The sequence below is a fragment of the Bordetella sp. genome, assembly GCF_057362025.1.
On record NZ_JBMQQZ010000074.1, the window covers coordinates 64,070 to 79,419 of the forward strand.

The following is a 15,350-nucleotide window of genomic DNA, read 5'->3' on the forward strand; positions in this document are numbered from 1 at the left end:
TCATGTCTTACCGTACCAGGTTCGCGGCGCTGGGCGCCGCGTTGCTCGCGCTTGTCCTGGCGAACCCGGCATCCGCCGATTGGCCGGAGCGGCCGGTCACCATCATCGTTCCTTTTCCCGCGGGAGGCGGCACCGATACCTTCGCGCGTCCTCTGGCCGAACAGTTGCGCACGCAGCTGGGCCAGACAGTGGTGATCGACAACAAGGGCGGCGCGGGCGGCACCGTGGGGGCGGGCGTGGCCGCCAAGGCGCGTCCGGATGGCTACACCTTCTTCATGGGCGGTGCGCATCACGCCGTCGCGCCGGCGCTGTACAAGCAGCTCAGCTACGACATCCAGAAGGATTTCATTCCCGTGGCGCTGCTGGCGCAGCCGCCGCAGGTCGTCGTTATCAACGCATCCAAACTGCCCGTCAAGACCCTGCAGGAGTTCATCGCCTATGCCAAGGCCCGCGCCGGGCAAATCAACTACGGCACGGCGGGCAAGGGCAGCACGCACCACCTTGCCGGCGAACTGTTCGCCATGCAGACCGGCATCCAGCTGGTGGACGTGCCGTACCAGGGCGCCGGGCCCATGCTGTCGGCCCTGATCGGCGGCCAGGTCGACATGGCTTTCGACGGACTGGGTTCGTCTGCCGGCCATATCCGTGCCGGTACCATCAAGCCGCTGGCCGTGGCCGCGGCACAGCGCTCGCCGTCGTTCCCCGACGTGCCCACCGCCGCCGAGGCCGGCGTGATGAACTACCAGGTCTCGACCTGGTATGCGCTATGGGCACCGGCCGGCACACCGCAGCCGGTCATCGACCGCATGATCCGCGCGGTTAGCGCGGCGTTGAATACGCCGAAGCTCAAAGAGCAATGGGCGTCCAACGGTTCCGCCACCCCCGACCTGACCGGCCCCGCCTTCGGCAAGTTCGTCGACGACGAAGTCGCCAGGTGGGGCAAAGTGGTGAAGGATTCCGGCGTCACCCTGGATTAGCGCGGCGCCGGATGGCCAGCGCCTGGCCCTAGCGCCAGGCGCTGGCCTCGTCCAGCTCGCGCATCAGGTCCGGCGGCAGCGTCAGATAGGCTGCGCTGACCAGGTCGTCCAGCTGGGTAAGCGACGTGGCGCTGGCAATCGGTGCGGTGATGCCGGGCTGCGCGATTGTCCAGGCCAGCGCCACCTGGGCCGGCGTCGCGCCGGTGGCCTGTGCGGCCCGGTCCAACGCGGCCAGGATACGCAGCCCGCGTTCGTTCAGGTAGGTTTCGACGATCTTCTTGCCGCGCACGCTCTTGGCGGCATCTGCCGGCGTCCGATACTTGCCGGAAAGAAAGCCGCTTGCCAGGGCGTAATAGTTGATGGTGCCCAGCCCTTGCGCGACCACTACCGCCTGCAGTCCGCTTTCGTAGGGTTCGCGCGCATACAGGTTGTATTCGGGCTGGATGGACTCGTAGCGTGGCAGCCCATTGCGTTCGCTCAGGATCAGGGCCTCGGAGAGGCGCGCCGGCGTGTAGTTGGAAGCCCCGATGGCCCGTATCTTGCCTTGCTCGCGGAGCTTGCCGTATGCGGCCAGGGTATCGGTCAGCGGCGTATCGGGATCGTCGCGGTGCGACTGGTACAGGTCGATATAGTCGGTCTGCAGCCGCGCCAGCGAGTCCTCCACCGCCCTCGCGATGTAGCCGGGCGACAGGCCCTTGGCCTTCGGCCCCATCTCCATGCCCACTTTCGTGGCGATGATGACTTTGTCCCGCTTGCCGGACCTGGCCAGCCATTTGCCGATGATGACTTCGGATTCGCCGCCGCGGTTGCCGGGTGCCCAGCGTGAATACACGTCGGCGGTATCGATGAAGTTCAGTCCGGCGTCCACCATGGCGTCCAGGAGGGAAAAGGCGTCTGCCTCGCCCACGGTCCAACCGAATACATTACCGCCGAATGCCAGGGGGGGCACGGAAAGGCCGGAACGGCCCAGTTGACGTTGTTGCATGGTCAGTCGCTCTCATCGATGGTTGTATTGCTTGTCAGGCAAATGCCTGGCAAGGCATCAGATTTTTCTTCTTCTCGTTCTGATTCTTTCGACCAAGTATATCGGTCGAAAGGCGATACGACGCAGTTATACGGAAGTTCAGGGATTTCCCGCGCCTGGCCATCCACTTCGTCAAGTTAGACTATGTATTTTTAGGGACGGGCGGCATCCCGCGCGCGGTTCGCCGCGTCCGTCCTACGCGATTCCCCAAGGTCGAGGAGCCTGCTTTTATGTCTAGGACAAAAGCCGCCGTACAAGCTGTCGCCGCCGCGTTCGCGCTGGCCGCCGCGCTGCATTCCGGCGGACCCGCGCAAGCCGCCCCTGCCGGGCAGAAGTCGGTGGCAGTCATTGCCATCGTCGAGCATCCCGCGCTGGATGCCGTGCGGGATGGCGTCAAGGATGCATTAAAGGCAAAGGGGTATGATGCCTCGAAGAATCTGAAGTGGCAGTACCAGAGCGCGCAGGGCAATACCGGCACGGCGGCGCAAATCGCCCGCAAGTTCGTCGGCGACCGTCCCGATGCCATCGTCGCCATCGCCACGCCCGCGGCGCAGGCCGTTGTCGCGGCCACCAAGGAAATTCCGGTCGTCTATGCCGCCGTGACCGACCCGGTCGCCGCACAGCTGGTGCCGTCCATGGAAGCCTCGGGCACCAACGTCACGGGTGTTTCTGATGCGCTGGACGTCAGCCACCAGATCGACCTGATCCGCAAGATCGTGCCCAATGCCAAGCGCGTCGGGATGGTCTATAACCCGGGCGAGGCGAATTCCGTCGTGGTGGTCAAGCAGTTGCAGGAGTTGCTGCCCCAGGCCGGAATGAGCCTGGTCGAGGCCGCCGCGCCGCGCACGGTCGATGTTGCCGCGGCCGCGCGCAGCCTGATCGGCAAGGTGGACGTCATCTACACCAGCACGGACAACAATGTCGTGTCGGCCTACGAATCGCTTGTGAAGGTCGGCAACGATGCGAAGATTCCCCTGATCGCGGCCGACAACGATAGCGTCAAGCGGGGCGCCATCGCCGCGCAGGGTGTCGATTATTACCAGCTGGGACAGCAGGTGGGCGATGTGGTGGCGCGCATATTGAAGGGCGAGAAGCCGGGAGCCATCCCCTCGGCCTCCGTCGGCAAGGTGCAGCTGACCCTCAACCCCGCTGCCGCGCAGGCGCAGGGCGTGGCACTGCCCGAAGCGTTGATCAAATCCGCCGCACAGGTCATCAAGTAAGCAAGCCGCGACGATGTCCCTCTTCTCATTGCTGGGCGCGCTGGAGGTCGGTCTGGTCTTCAGCCTCGTGGCCCTTGGTGTCCTGATCTCCTTTCGCCTGCTGCGTTTTCCCGACCTGACGGTCGACGGCAGCTTTCCCCTGGGCGCCGCGGTGGCCGCCACCTTGATCTCCGCCGGCTTCAACCCCTTCGCCGCCACGGCCTGCGCCATGGTCGCCGGCGCCGCGGCCGGCTGGCTGACCGGCTGGCTCAATGTCAAGCTGCGCATCATGGATCTGCTGGCCAGCATCCTGGTCATGATCGCCCTGTATTCGATCAACCTGCGGATAATGGGCCGGCCCAACGTTCCCTTGATCACCGAGCCGACCGTCTTCACGCTGCTGCAGCCGGCGTGGCTCAGCGACTACATCGCCCGGCCCCTGGTCCTGCTGGTCGTGGTCGTGGTTTGCAAACTGCTGCTCGACTGGTTCCTGTCCACCGAGCGCGGGCTGGCGCTGCGCGCGACCGGAGCCAATCCACGCATGGCGCGCGCGCAGGGGGTCAATACCGGCCGCATGGTGCTCGGCGGCATGGCGTTGTCCAATTCGCTGGTGGCGCTGGCGGGCGCCCTGTTCGCGCAGGCGCAGGGCGGCGCGGATATCTCCATGGGGCTGGGGACCATCGTCATCGGCCTGGCAGCGGTGATCGTCGGCGAAAGCCTGCTGCCGGCACGCCGCATCGCGCTCGCCACGCTGGCCGTCATACTGGGCGCCATCGTGTACCGCTTTTTCGTCGCACTGGCGCTGAATACCGACTTCATCGGCCTGCAGGCCCAGGACCTGAACCTGGTGACCGCCGTGCTGGTAACCATTGCGCTGGTCATCCCGCGCTTGCGCCGCCGTCGTCGCGCCGGACAGGGAGCCTGACATGCTGACCGCACACGACCTGCACATCACGTTCAATCCCGGCACGCCCATCGAAACCCGCGCGCTGCGCGGTTTATCGCTGCATATTCCCACCGGCCAGTTCGTTACCGTCATCGGATCCAACGGCGCCGGAAAATCGACCTTCCTGAACGCCGTGTCCGGCGACCAGTCCGTCGATAGCGGACGTATCGAGATCGACGGTACCGATATGACGCGCCAGCCTTCCTGGCACCGCGCCGAACATATCGCCCGCGTGTTCCAGGACCCGATGGCCGGGACCTGCGAAGACCTGACCATCGAGGAAAACATGGCGCTGGCCCAGGCACGCGGGCGCAGGCGCGGCCTGCGGCACGCGGTCAGGACATCGATGCGGAGCGCGTTTCGCGAACGCCTTTCCACGCTGGGGCTGGGCCTGGAGAACCGCCTGGGCGACCGCATCGGCCTGCTCTCGGGCGGCCAGCGCCAGGCCGTCAGCCTGCTCATGGCGGCCTTGCAGCCGTCGCGCCTGCTCTTGCTGGACGAGCACACGGCCGCGCTGGACCCGCGCACCGCCGACTTCGTGCTTGACCTGACCGCCCGCATCGTCGCCGAAAGCCGGCTGACCACCCTGATGGTCACGCATAGCATGCGGCAGGCACTGGAGGTCGGCGATCGCACCGTCATGCTGCACCAGGGCCAGGTGGTGCTGGACGTGTCCGGCGAAGAGCGCAGGGGCCTGACCGTGCCCGATCTCCTTGCCATGTTCGAGCGCGTGCGCGGCGAAAAACTGGCTGACGACGCTTTGCTGCTGGGATAAGGTCATGACTCGCCCCGCACGCCGCAAATGCGCGTACGGCACCGTGGCACTGGTGCTGCAGGGCGGCGGTGCGCTGGGGTCCTACCAGACGGGTGTGTACGAGGGGCTGCACGAATACGGGCTGCGGCCCGGCTGGGTTGCCGGTATTTCGATCGGCGCCATCAATGCCGCCATTATTGCCGGGTCGCCCGAGGACGAACGGGTCGAACGGCTGCGCGGCTTCTGGGAATCCATCTGCCGCTCGTACGGCTACGAAGCCCTGCCATGGGGAGAGTGGATGAACGGCCGGCTGGCCGCGGCAACCGCCCTGATGCACGGCCAGCCCGGCTTTTTCAAGCCGCGCTTTCCGCCGCCATTCTGGCAGGAAGGAATCGCGGCCACCAGTTACTACGACACCAGCCCATTACTGCAGACCCTGCGCACCTATGTCGATTTCCGACTGCTGAACAGCGGTGCCGTGCGCGCCAGCTTCGGCGCCGTCAACGTGCGCACCGGCAATTTTTCCTATTTCGACAGCACGCAGTGCGAACTGACGCCGCATCACGTCATGGCGTCCGGCGCCTTGCCGCCCGGTTTTCCACCCGTCGAGATCGACGGCGAATACTACTGGGACGGCGGCCTGGTATCGAATACGCCGCTGTACTACGTGCTGTCGGACAGTCCCATGCGCGATACGCTGGTTTTCCAGGTAGACCTCTGGCCGGCCCGCGGACCGCTGCCGACCAACATGGATGAAGTCGAGGAGCGCCGCAAGGACATCCAATATTCCAGCCGCACCCGGCTGGTCACCGATACGCTCAAACGCAACATCAAGCTGCGCGAGGATCTGCAACGGCTGCTGGCCTTATTGCCGCCGGCCAGGCGCAATGCCCCGGAACTGGCGGAAATCCGCCGCGATGCGATGATTCCGGCCGTCAACGTGGTGAACCTCGTCTACGACTCCAAGAATTACGAGCGCCATTCCAAAGACTACGAATTCGGCACGGAAGCCATGCACGATCATTGGGAGTCCGGCCTGGCCGATATTCGGGCCACCCTGGCCCTTCCGGGGTTGTTGGACCTTCCCGGCGAAGGCCAGCGGTTCGTGACGCACGATATTCACCGGGACTGAGCGCCGACTTGGCCGCGACAGCGGCCGGCCCGGCCTCGTATGTATGGGGAAGCCCGCGCTCGCGGTTCCGGTCCCGCAGCGAACGGCCGGAGGGCGGCACGGCGGGCCAGCTTGGCGGGATTGGTCCGAATTGACGTTCGATGAGGATATAGCGGGAATCACAATGGTAGTTTTCGCTGCGCATTGATCCTTCTTCGCAACCTTGTGGAATGTCATGGAACCGTGTAACGCAACCGAGAATGCTCCGCTTTCGCTGGCGCTGTGGGAACCGGACGACGATAGCCGCAATCGCACGGTGCACCTGCTTGCCCGGCTGGGCTTTCATGTCCATGGCTGCCGCGATGCGGCCGGCCTTTTCCAATGGCTGGACCTGCGGGATCCCGACCTGGTCCTGGTAGGGGCCAGCGCGCCCGTCCGGCAGGTGGTCGACGCCGTCCTGCCGCGCCTTAGCGCGCAGTATGGCGCCGGCATCCTGTTGCAGGCGCCGGACGCGGCCCAGCATACGCGCCTGAGCGCCCTGCGGGCGGGCGCCCACCTTTGCCTGGACCGCAGCTATGAGGCCACCGAGCTGGCCGCGCTGTTGCGGGCACAGGCGCGGCGCGCCGGGCGCCAGCGCCGCCGTCCCGCCGCGATGGCGCCTTCGGCGGCCACGCCGGCCGCGGCCCCCTCCGTACCCGCCGCCCCTGGCGCGCCGGTCCGGCCCGCGAGCCCGGCCAATGCGGTGGGACTGGTCGGTTCCGCCGATATTGCCGGGCTGCTCGGCGCCGCCTCCGGCATGCGTGCCGCAGGCTACGCCCTGCGCAGCCTGCCCGTGGCCGACGGCGGCCAGGCGGACGGGGACGCAATGCCGCGCCACTTGCCGTCCCGGGAACCCTGGCGCATCCTGTACCAGGGTTGGGTGCTGATTACGCCCGCGGGCAAGCGCATCCATCTGACAGGCACGGAGCGCGCCTGCTTCATCTGCCTGCTCGACAATCCGAAGCGCGAATTGTCCCGTGCCGCCATGAGCGAGTTCATGACGGCGACCAATCTGCGTTCGGTCAATGTGGCCATCAGCCGCCTGCGCAAGAAAGTGCACGACAGCGGCGAACGCCTGCCGCTGCATACGGTGCATGGCATGGGCTACGTGTTCGTCGGCGATCTGGCCACGCAGGAATAGGGCGGCCGTGGGCGCGGCGCGATAATATCGTCCTGTTCCGTTCCGGCCGCCCCGTATGGATGGGGTGGTGCGCCGGAATCCATGACGACACGCGATGCGATGATAGACCTAGGCGTAAATATCGACCACGTAGCCACGCTGCGCCAGCAGCGGCATACCGATTACCCCGATCCCGTCGAGGCCGCGCTGCGCGCCGAGGACGCCGGCGCGGACGTGATCACCCTGCATTTGCGCGAAGACCGGCGGCATATCCAGGATGCGGACGTGTACCGCCTGCGGCCGCAGTTGCGCACCCGCATGAACCTGGAATGCGCCATCACCCGTGAAATGCTGGACATTGCCTGCGCGGTGCGGCCGCAGGATGTCTGCCTGGTGCCGGAAAAGCGTACCGAGTTGACCACCGAAGGCGGTCTGGAGGTCGCCGGCGCTCAGGCCGCCGTGACCGACGCAGTGTCGCGACTGCATGATGCCGGCATCCGGGTGTCATTGTTCATCGACCCCGACGCCAGCCAGATCGCCGCCGCCGCGCGCACGGGCGCCCGTGTGATCGAATTGCACACCGGAGCCTACGCCGAAGCGGCTGGAGACGCCGCCGGGACCGAATTGGAGCGCATCCGGGGTGCCGTGGCGGAAGGCTTGCGCCACGGCCTGCAGGTGAATGCGGGGCACGGTCTGCACTACGGCAACGTGCAGGCCGTCGCCGCGCTGGACGGCATCGCGGAATTGAACATCGGCCATGCCATCGTCGCGCGCGCGGTGTTCGACGGCTGGGAAAAGGCCGTGCGCGACATGAAAGCCTTGATGGTCCAGGCACGCGCCGGGCGCTGATCGGCAGGATCCCTCTTCCATGAACACAGCGCAGCCCGTCGCCTCCCCATCCGCCGCGGCATCGGCCATCGCCGGCATCGGCCTGGACCTTATCCGCATCGACCGCATCGAACGCGCCTTGTTGCGCCACGGCGATCGTTTCGCCGAAAAAGTATTGGGCGAAGAGGAGCTGGCCAAATTCCATGCGCGGCGTGCGCGCGACGAACGCCGCGGCGTGCGCTTTCTGGCCACGCGTTTCGCCGTCAAGGAAGCCTTCTCCAAGGCCATCGGCCTGGGTATGCGCATGCCCATGACATGGCGGCGCGTGCAGACCTTGAACGCGCCGGGCGGCCGGCCGGTCCTGGTCCTGTCGCCGGAGCTGCTGGCCTGGTACGAGCCGCGCTACGGTGCCGCCCACGTCTCCCTGACCGACGAAACCGATATGGCCGCCGCCTATGTGATCGTCGAACGCCGGATGCCGTGAATGGATCGTCGAACCTCGTATAGGACGATCGCCGAACGCGCGCGTCCGGGATGCCACGCAGGGCGGCCCTTCGTACAAACGCGGCGCGTGCGCGCCCGACATTGAAAGAGATTTCCCCATGCCAAGCAAAAAGAACAAAGCGCTGCCACCCGGTCCCGTCATGGTCGACGTGGCCGGTCCGGTGCTTACCAAAGAGGAAAAAAAGCGCTTGCGCCATCCGCTGGTGGGCGGCGTGATCCTGTTTGCCCGCAATTTCCAGGACAGGCAGACGCTATGCGAACTGACCGCCCGCATCCACAAAGTGCGGGAAGAACCCTTGTTGATCGCGGTGGACCACGAAGGCGGCCGCGTGCAGCGCTTCCGCACGGACGGCTTCACGCCCCTGCCGCCGATGCGGGAGCTGGGCCGGATATGGGACCGGGAGCCCCTGCAGGCGATGCGCTTGGCGACGGAATCCGGCTATGTCCTGGCGGCCGAGCTGCGTGCCTGCGGCGTCGACTTGAGCTTCACGCCGGTGCTGGACCTGGACTACGGTGTCAGCAAGGTCATCGGGGATCGCGCCTTTCATCGCGATCCCCGCGTCGTCGCCATGCTGGCGCGCGCGCTCGTCCAAGGCCTGGCGTTGGCCGGGATGGCGGCGTGCGGCAAGCATTTCCCCGGGCATGGCTTCGTCAGTGCCGACTCCCACCACGAAATCCCCGTGGATCCGCGCAACCTGGAACGCATCCTCAGCGAGGATTCCGCGCCATATGGCTGGCTGGGCGATATCGTCCTGCCCTCGGTCATGCCGGCCCACGTGATCTATCCCAAGGTGGACGACAAGCCCGCGGGCTTCTCGCGCCGCTGGATCCAGGACATCCTGCGCCGCCGCATGGGATACGATGGCGTCGTGTTCTCCGACGATCTCACCATGGAAGGCGCGTCGGTGGCCGGCGATATCCTCGCGCGCGCCCAGGCCGCCCTGAACGCGGGATGCGATATGGTCCTGGTCTGCAACCGGCCCGACCTTGCCGACGAATTGCTCGGCCGCCTGACGCATGTATCCGAACCCGCATCCATCGAACGTATCCGCCGCCTGATGCCGCGTTATCCGGCCGCGGACTGGAATGACCTGCAGGCAGATCGCCGTTACCAGCATGCCCGAAGCCTTCAATCTCAAATCGTTTCTGGCTGACCTGCCGCATTTGCCGGGGGTCTACCGGCATATCGATGCGAATGGCGAGGTCATGTACGTCGGCAAGGCGCGCGACCTGAAAAAGCGCGTGTCTTCGTATTTCCAGAAGACGCTGACCAGCCCGCGTATCGCGCAGATGGTGACGAAGGTCGCGCAGGTCGAGGTGACGGTCACGCGTTCCGAGGCCGAGGCCCTGATCCTGGAAAACAACCTGATCAAAAGCCTGCGGCCGCGCTATAACATCCTGTTCCGGGATGACAAGTCGTACCCCTACCTGCTGATCACGGCGCACGAATGGCCGCGCATCGCGTATTACCGGGGCTCGACCAACAAGCCGGGCCAGTTCTTCGGTCCGTTTCCCAATGCGTGGGCGGTGCGCGAAACCATCCAGATCCTGCAAAAGGTCTTCCGCCTGCGCACCTGCGAGGATACCGTCTTCGCCAACCGCTCGCGCCCCTGCCTGCTGCACCAGATCGGCCGCTGTTCTGCCCCTTGCGTGGGCGCGGTGCAGGCCGACGACTACGCCAACGACGTCGCGCGCGCCGGTCGCTTCCTGAACGGCCAGGCCAAGGAAGTCATGCAGGATATCGAGGCGCGGATGCTGCGCGCCTCCGAGGCCCTGGAATTCGAGGCCGCCGCGGCGTTGCGCGACCAGATGGGTTCGCTGGCGCGCGTGCTGCACCAGCAAACCATGGAGGACATCGGCAGCGAGGACTGCGACATCATCGCGGTGGCGGTGGCCGGCGGCCGTGTCTGCGTCAATCTGGCCATGGTGCGCGGAGGCCGCCATCTGGGCGACAAGCCCTTTTTCCCCACGCATGCGGAGGGCGAGTCCGCGCCGGACGTGCTGGAAGCCTTCGTCGGCCAGCATTACACCGAAAATCCCATGCCGCCCATCCTGGTCTGTTCGCATGCCTTGCCGGACGACGAGCTGATCGCCCTGCTGGCGGAGCAGGCGGGCAAGCGCAGCCGGGTGCTGACCCGGCCCCAGGGGGTACGCCGTTCCTGGCTGGAGCAGGCCGTCCGCAACGCCGAAATGGCGCTGGCGCGGGCGCTGACCGAATCCGGCGCGCGCGCCGCCCGCACCCTGGCCCTGGCCGAAACGCTGGAGCTGGAGACCGACGAAGCCGCCCTGGACAGCCTGCGCATCGAATGTTTCGACATCAGCCATACGGCGGGCGAAGCCACGCAAGCGTCCTGCGTGGTGTTCGAACACCACGAAATGCAGCCTTCGCTGTACCGGCGCTACAACATCGCCGGCATCACGCCGGGCGACGACTACGCGGCCATGCGGCAGGTGCTGACGCGCCGCTTCGCCAAGGTGGCCGACGGCGAGGCGCCGCTGCCCGGACTGGTGCTGATCGACGGCGGCAAGGGTCAGGTGGAGATCGCCCGGCAGGTGTTCGCCGAGCTGGGTCTGGATGTGCATGTCCTGGTGGGCGTGGCCAAGGGCGAGGGCCGCAAGGTCGGCCTGGAGACCTTGGTGTTTGCCGATGAGCGCGCGCCCGTCGCCCTGGGGCCGGAGTCGGCCGCCTTGATGCTGATCGCCCAGATCCGCGACGAGGCGCACCGCTTCGCGATCACCGGCATGCGTGCCCGGCGGGCCAAGGCCCGCAACGTCTCGCGCCTGGAGGAAATCGAAGGCGTCGGCGCCCGGCGCCGCCAACGCCTGCTGGCGCGGTTCGGCGGGTTTTCGGGGGTATCGCGGGCCAGTATCGAGGATCTGGCGTCGGTGGACGGCATCTCGCAGGAACTGGCCGAACGCATCTACGACGCCTTGCACTGACGGGCCATTCCGGTGCCGAAACCGGCACCGGCCCCAATCATGACAGCCCGGAGCCGCCGGCTGATGTAGCATACGCGTCATCATGCCTATCAACGTTCCCATCATTCTGACGTGGCTGCGTATCGCCATGATCCCGCTGGTCGTCGGGCTTTTCTATCTGCCATCCAGCTGGCTGGCGGAGCCCAACCGGGATATGTTGGCCGCCTCGGCCTTCGTCATCGCCGCGCTGACGGACTGGTTCGACGGCTGGCTGGCCCGCAAATGGAACCAGACATCGGCCTTCGGCGCCTTCCTGGACCCGGTGGCGGACAAGCTGATGGTCAGCGCCGCGCTGATCGTGCTGCTGGACCTGGGGCGGGTCGATGCCTTCATATCGCTGATCATCATCGGCCGCGAAATCACGATTTCCGCGCTGCGCGAGTGGATGGCGAAGATCGGCGCCAGCGCCAGCGTCGCGGTACACCGCCTCGGCAAATTCAAGACCGCGGCGCAAATGGTGGCCATTCCCTGCCTGCTGTACTACCAGCCCGTCCATGGCATCAGCACGCGGGTATTGGGCAATATCCTGATCCTGGTCGCCGCCATCCTCACGGTATGGTCGATGCTGTACTACCTGCAGCGGGCGTGGCCCGCCATCCGCGAAAAAAGCCTATGACCATCCGTTCCATTTCCGCGATTCCGCTGTCCATGCCGTTTGAAATCGGCGGTCCCAAGCCGATGCTGGCGGGCAAACCGCGGGAAATGGAGATGCTGCTTATCCGTGTCGAGACGGATCGAGGGCTGGTGGGGTGGGGCGAGGCCTTCGGTTTTGCCGTGTGGCCGGCCACCAAGGCCGCCATCGAAGCGCTGGTGTCGCCCATGGCCGTGGGCCGGGACGAGAGCGATATCCCCGGCATCATGAACGATCTGACGCGCAAGTTCCATTTGTTGGGCCGTTCCGGTCCGGTCATGTATGCGCTGTCGGGGCTGGATATCGCCCTCTGGGACCTGGCAGGCAAGGCGGCCGGCAAGCCGGTGGCGGACTTGCTGGGCGGACGGCGGCGCGGCAGCGTGCCTGCCTATGCCAGCCTGATGCGCTATACCGATCCCGATGTCGTGGCGCGCAATGCTGCGCGCGCCGCGGCGGAAGGCTACGCCACGATCAAGCTGCACGAGATCGGCGTGGAGCAGGTCCGGCGCGCCCGGGAGGCGATAGGCCCCGGCGTCAGGCTGACGGTCGACACCAACTGCCCCTGGACCGCGGACGAGGCAATTTCCATGGCTCGCCAGATGCGCGACCTGGATCTGCACTGGCTGGAAGAGCCGGTGTTCCCGCCGGAGGACCATGCCAGCCTGGCGCGCGTGCGCCGCGAGGCGCCGGTGCCGACCGCGGCCGGTGAAAACGCCGCCGGCTACCTGGAATTCCAGGCCATGTTCGAGGCGGGCGCCGTCGACTATGCCCAGCCCAGCGCCACCAAAGTGGGCGGCATTTCCGAGCTGATGCGCATCGCCCGGCTGGCACGCGAGCATGGCGTCGCCCTGGCGCCGCATTCCCCCTATGTGGGTCCGGGCCTGCTGGCGACCATACACGTGCTGGCGGCGCTGGAAGAAGAGATCGAACTGGAATATTGCTACTGCACGATAGACGACAACCCGCTGGGCGACGCGGTGCTGGCGTCGCGCGCGCGCGTGGCCGTGCCGTCGGGCCCCGGCCTGGGGCGCGATCCGGACATGAGCGTGGTGGAGAAGTGCGCGGTACGCTGACGGGTGCCACGCTTTACCTGTCGGGGACATGAACGCGGGCGTTATCGCCGCGGGCCCGTGGCGGGACGGCGATACGCACTGTCCGCCAGCTGGACATCCGACGCCGGCCATCTTGCGCGAAACCATGCCAAGCCCCAACACTTGGCGGACAAGAAATCAAACACGCCGTCAGGAGACATCATGGCATCGATCAAGTGGGCCAGGCTTTGCGTGCCGGCCGTTTTGTCCATTCTATTCATGGCCTTCGCGCCGGCGGGCACGGCCCTCGCGCAGGGCAGCTATGTGCGCCTGGTGGTGGCCTTCCCCGCCGGCGGGCCTTCCGACCTGATGGCGCGCGTGATCAGCGAGCAACTGGGCAAGGAACTGAAGCAGAACGTGGTGGTCGAGAATCGTCCCGGCGGCAACGGCGCCGTCGCCGCGCAATATGTGCTGCATGAGCCGGCCGACGGCAAGACACTGTGGATCACCACGGCGGGCGCGATCACCATCAATCCCTCGCTATATCGCAAGCTCGCCTACAAGGTGCAGGATTTCGCGCCGGTGTCGCTGGTCGTGAATACCCCTGAAATGCTGGTGGTCAACCCCAAGAACCCGGCGCGGGACGCGAAGGAGTTCGTCGCCAATGCGCGCAAGGGCGGCCAGGTCAATTTCGCGTCGTCGGGCATCGGCAGCATGCCGCACATGGCCATCGCCCTGTTGACGGAAAAAACCAAGGTTGCCTTCCTGCACGTGCCCGAGAAGGGCGCCGCACCCGCGATTTCGGACCTGATGGGTGGCCATGTGGACGCTTTCGTCGGCGATGTCCCCGGCATCCAGGCGCTGGTCAAGTCGGGCGGCTTGAAGGGGCTGGCCATCGCCGCGCAGAAACGCAGCGCGCTGTTTCCGGATATCCCGACCTTCGAGGAACAGGGCATCCCGGGCATGGACCTGTTGAACAACTGGAGCGGCATCTACGTATCCGCCAAGACGCCGCCGGCGACCGTCGAACAGATCAACCAGGCCATACGCCGCACGCTGGCCGATCCTGCCGTCTCGGGCAAGCTGCGCGAACTCGGCGTGGAGCCGCAGGCTACCAGTCCCGCGGAGCTCGCGTCGCTGGCCGATCGCGATAGCGCCGTATGGGCGCGCATCATCAAGTCGAACAATATCCAGCCTGAATAAGCCGGGCCTCGCCTCGTGGATGCCACGGCAGTGCGTGGCGTCCGCGTATGCAACGGCTGGGGGCGCCATGGCTTGCGTGCGCCGTGTCTGGGACGCGCCCGCCGATGCCGGCCGCGTTTTCGTCCTGGCGGCTTCCTGCTATTGGCGGGCGGTGCGTGCCTGGACGTCGGGCGCCGGCCAATCGGGCGTCGCGCGCCACGGATTGATATCCAGGCCGCCGCGCCGGGTGTAGCGTGCATACACCAGCAGGCTCGATGGGCGGCAAATCGCCATCAGGTCCGTATAGATCCGTTCCACGCAGTGCTCGTGGAATTCGGCATGCTCCCGGAACGAAACGATGTACGCCAGCAGCGCGGCGCGGTCCAGCCTGGGGCCGCGATAGCGTATCTGTACACTGCCCCAGTCCGGCTGGCCCGTGACCGGGCAGTTGGATTTCAACAGGTCGGAGGTCAGGGTTTCCTCGACCGCGTCGGCGTCCGTCGCGCAGCGCAACAGCCCCGGTGCCGGTGTGTAGGCCTCGACGTCGATATCCAGGTCGTCCAGCGATTCGCCCGTCAAGTCGGCAAGGCGTTCGTCGCGGAAGCCGGCAGGCGGTATCAGTTCCACCCGCACGGGACCGCCGGCCGCGGCGCTGAGGTCGCGTTCGACGCACGCGGCATAGGCGGCCGGATCCGCCATGCGCGTCTGGTTAAGAGAGTTCAGGTACAGCTTGAACGACTTCGATTCGATGATGCGAGGCGTATCGGCGGGCACCGTGAATCGGCCGATGGCGATCTGCGGCTTGCCGCGCGGATTCAGCCAGGATAGCTCGTAGGCGTTCCATACGTCGGCGCCATGAAATGGCAAGGTCGTCCCGACACCTAGCGTCGCGCGGTTGGGGGCGCGGTCGATCGGGAATAGCAGGCCCGCATCGTACTGGCTGGGATAGGGGATGTCGTGCCCCAGGGGGGCGTGCTCGAGAGTCATGGATGGGCAGTGCGGCGATGCGTAAACAGGCCATTTTA

Annotated in this window: 15 protein-coding genes; 13 read left to right on the forward strand and 2 right to left on the reverse strand. The window is 66.3% G+C overall.

Features of this window, described 5'->3' with window-relative positions; translation table 11 throughout:
• Positions 1-2: 2 nt before the first annotated feature.
• Positions 3-977, forward strand: coding sequence for a Bug family tripartite tricarboxylate transporter substrate binding protein (locus tag ACO1P8_RS14535; RefSeq protein WP_486296596.1), 975 nt, complete (start codon positions 3-5; stop codon positions 975-977).
• A 28-nt stretch (positions 978-1,005) separates the two neighbouring features.
• Here the strand turns inward: ACO1P8_RS14535 and ACO1P8_RS14540 are convergent, their stop codons facing one another.
• Positions 1,006-1,962, reverse strand: coding sequence for an aldo/keto reductase (locus ACO1P8_RS14540; RefSeq protein WP_486296597.1), 957 nt, complete (start codon positions 1,960-1,962; stop codon positions 1,006-1,008).
• A 269-nt stretch (positions 1,963-2,231) separates the two neighbouring features.
• Here ACO1P8_RS14540 and ACO1P8_RS14545 point away from each other — a divergent pair, with 269 nt between their 5' ends.
• From ACO1P8_RS14545 to ACO1P8_RS14600, 12 genes are all read left to right on the forward strand, one after another.
• Positions 2,232-3,221: an ABC transporter substrate-binding protein gene (locus ACO1P8_RS14545; RefSeq protein WP_486296598.1), complete on the forward strand. Its 990-nt coding sequence runs from the start codon at positions 2,232-2,234 to the stop codon at positions 3,219-3,221.
• Between the two features lie 13 nt (positions 3,222-3,234).
• A complete protein-coding gene (locus tag ACO1P8_RS14550; protein WP_486296599.1) occupies positions 3,235-4,125 on the forward strand; it encodes an ABC transporter permease in 891 nt (296 codons plus the stop codon).
• A 1-nt stretch (position 4,126) separates the two neighbouring features.
• Positions 4,127-4,921, forward strand: coding sequence for an ABC transporter ATP-binding protein (locus ACO1P8_RS14555; RefSeq protein ID WP_486296600.1), 795 nt, complete (start codon positions 4,127-4,129; stop codon positions 4,919-4,921).
• Positions 4,922-4,925: 4 nt separating this feature from the next.
• A complete protein-coding gene (locus ACO1P8_RS14560) occupies positions 4,926-6,032 on the forward strand; it encodes a patatin-like phospholipase family protein (protein WP_486296601.1) in 1,107 nt (368 codons plus the stop codon).
• A 214-nt stretch (positions 6,033-6,246) separates the two neighbouring features.
• On the forward strand, positions 6,247-7,191 hold the full coding sequence (locus tag ACO1P8_RS14565) for a winged helix-turn-helix domain-containing protein (protein WP_486296602.1): 945 nt from the start codon (positions 6,247-6,249) through the stop codon (positions 7,189-7,191).
• A 99-nt stretch (positions 7,192-7,290) separates the two neighbouring features.
• Positions 7,291-8,019 carry a pyridoxine 5'-phosphate synthase gene (locus tag ACO1P8_RS14570; RefSeq protein ID WP_486296633.1) on the forward strand — a complete coding sequence of 243 codons (729 nt, stop codon included), beginning with the start codon at positions 7,291-7,293 and terminating at the stop codon, positions 8,017-8,019.
• Positions 8,020-8,038: 19 nt separating this feature from the next.
• A complete protein-coding gene (acpS, locus tag ACO1P8_RS14575; RefSeq protein ID WP_486296603.1) occupies positions 8,039-8,482 on the forward strand; it encodes a holo-ACP synthase in 444 nt (147 codons plus the stop codon).
• Positions 8,483-8,600: 118 nt separating this feature from the next.
• Positions 8,601-9,656: a beta-N-acetylhexosaminidase gene (gene nagZ, locus ACO1P8_RS14580; RefSeq protein ID WP_094841198.1), complete on the forward strand. Its 1,056-nt coding sequence runs from the start codon at positions 8,601-8,603 to the stop codon at positions 9,654-9,656.
• Entirely contained in the window at positions 9,619-11,442 is a 1,824-nt protein-coding gene (uvrC, locus tag ACO1P8_RS14585) for an excinuclease ABC subunit UvrC (protein WP_486296634.1), read from the forward strand. The genes nagZ and uvrC overlap by 38 nt, the downstream gene beginning before the upstream one ends.
• An 82-nt stretch (positions 11,443-11,524) precedes the next feature.
• Positions 11,525-12,097, forward strand: a complete 573-nt coding sequence (pgsA, locus tag ACO1P8_RS14590; protein WP_486296604.1) for a CDP-diacylglycerol--glycerol-3-phosphate 3-phosphatidyltransferase — start codon at positions 11,525-11,527, stop codon at positions 12,095-12,097.
• Complete coding sequence (locus ACO1P8_RS14595; RefSeq protein WP_486296605.1) at positions 12,094-13,185, forward strand: mandelate racemase/muconate lactonizing enzyme family protein; 1,092 nt, start codon at positions 12,094-12,096, stop codon at positions 13,183-13,185. Before pgsA ends, ACO1P8_RS14595 begins: the two co-directional genes overlap by 4 nt.
• Before the next feature lie 180 nt (positions 13,186-13,365).
• Positions 13,366-14,346: a Bug family tripartite tricarboxylate transporter substrate binding protein gene (locus tag ACO1P8_RS14600; RefSeq protein WP_486296606.1), complete on the forward strand. Its 981-nt coding sequence runs from the start codon at positions 13,366-13,368 to the stop codon at positions 14,344-14,346.
• 138 nt (positions 14,347-14,484) lie between these two features.
• On the opposite strand, the gene queF is transcribed toward ACO1P8_RS14600, so the two are convergent.
• Positions 14,485-15,312, reverse strand: coding sequence for an NADPH-dependent 7-cyano-7-deazaguanine reductase QueF (queF, locus tag ACO1P8_RS14605; protein WP_486296607.1), 828 nt, complete (start codon positions 15,310-15,312; stop codon positions 14,485-14,487).
• Positions 15,313-15,350: the final 38 nt, after the last annotated feature.

Excerpts from the sequence above, each read along its gene's own strand:
- ACO1P8_RS14540 (WP_486296597.1), bottom strand. The coding sequence starts at position 1,962 with ATGCAACAACGTCAACTGGGCCGTTCCGGCCTTTCCGTGCCCCCCCTG.
- pgsA (WP_486296604.1), top strand. The coding sequence starts at position 11,525 with ATGCCTATCAACGTTCCCATCATTCTGACGTGGCTGCGTATCGCCATG.
- ACO1P8_RS14595 (WP_486296605.1), top strand. The coding sequence starts at position 12,094 with ATGACCATCCGTTCCATTTCCGCGATTCCGCTGTCCATGCCGTTTGAA.
- ACO1P8_RS14565 (WP_486296602.1), top strand. The coding sequence starts at position 6,247 with ATGGAACCGTGTAACGCAACCGAGAATGCTCCGCTTTCGCTGGCGCTG.
- acpS (WP_486296603.1), top strand. The coding sequence starts at position 8,039 with ATGAACACAGCGCAGCCCGTCGCCTCCCCATCCGCCGCGGCATCGGCC.
- ACO1P8_RS14600 (WP_486296606.1), top strand. The coding sequence starts at position 13,366 with ATGGCATCGATCAAGTGGGCCAGGCTTTGCGTGCCGGCCGTTTTGTCC.
- ACO1P8_RS14545 (WP_486296598.1), top strand. The coding sequence starts at position 2,232 with ATGTCTAGGACAAAAGCCGCCGTACAAGCTGTCGCCGCCGCGTTCGCG.
- ACO1P8_RS14555 (WP_486296600.1), top strand. The coding sequence starts at position 4,127 with ATGCTGACCGCACACGACCTGCACATCACGTTCAATCCCGGCACGCCC.
- ACO1P8_RS14535 (WP_486296596.1), top strand. The coding sequence starts at position 3 with ATGTCTTACCGTACCAGGTTCGCGGCGCTGGGCGCCGCGTTGCTCGCG.
- queF (WP_486296607.1), bottom strand. The coding sequence starts at position 15,312 with ATGACTCTCGAGCACGCCCCCCTGGGGCACGACATCCCCTATCCCAGC.
- uvrC (WP_486296634.1), top strand. The coding sequence starts at position 9,619 with ATGCCCGAAGCCTTCAATCTCAAATCGTTTCTGGCTGACCTGCCGCAT.
- ACO1P8_RS14560 (WP_486296601.1), top strand. The coding sequence starts at position 4,926 with ATGACTCGCCCCGCACGCCGCAAATGCGCGTACGGCACCGTGGCACTG.
- nagZ (WP_094841198.1), top strand. The coding sequence starts at position 8,601 with ATGCCAAGCAAAAAGAACAAAGCGCTGCCACCCGGTCCCGTCATGGTC.
- ACO1P8_RS14570 (WP_486296633.1), top strand. The coding sequence starts at position 7,291 with ATGATAGACCTAGGCGTAAATATCGACCACGTAGCCACGCTGCGCCAG.
- ACO1P8_RS14550 (WP_486296599.1), top strand. The coding sequence starts at position 3,235 with ATGTCCCTCTTCTCATTGCTGGGCGCGCTGGAGGTCGGTCTGGTCTTC.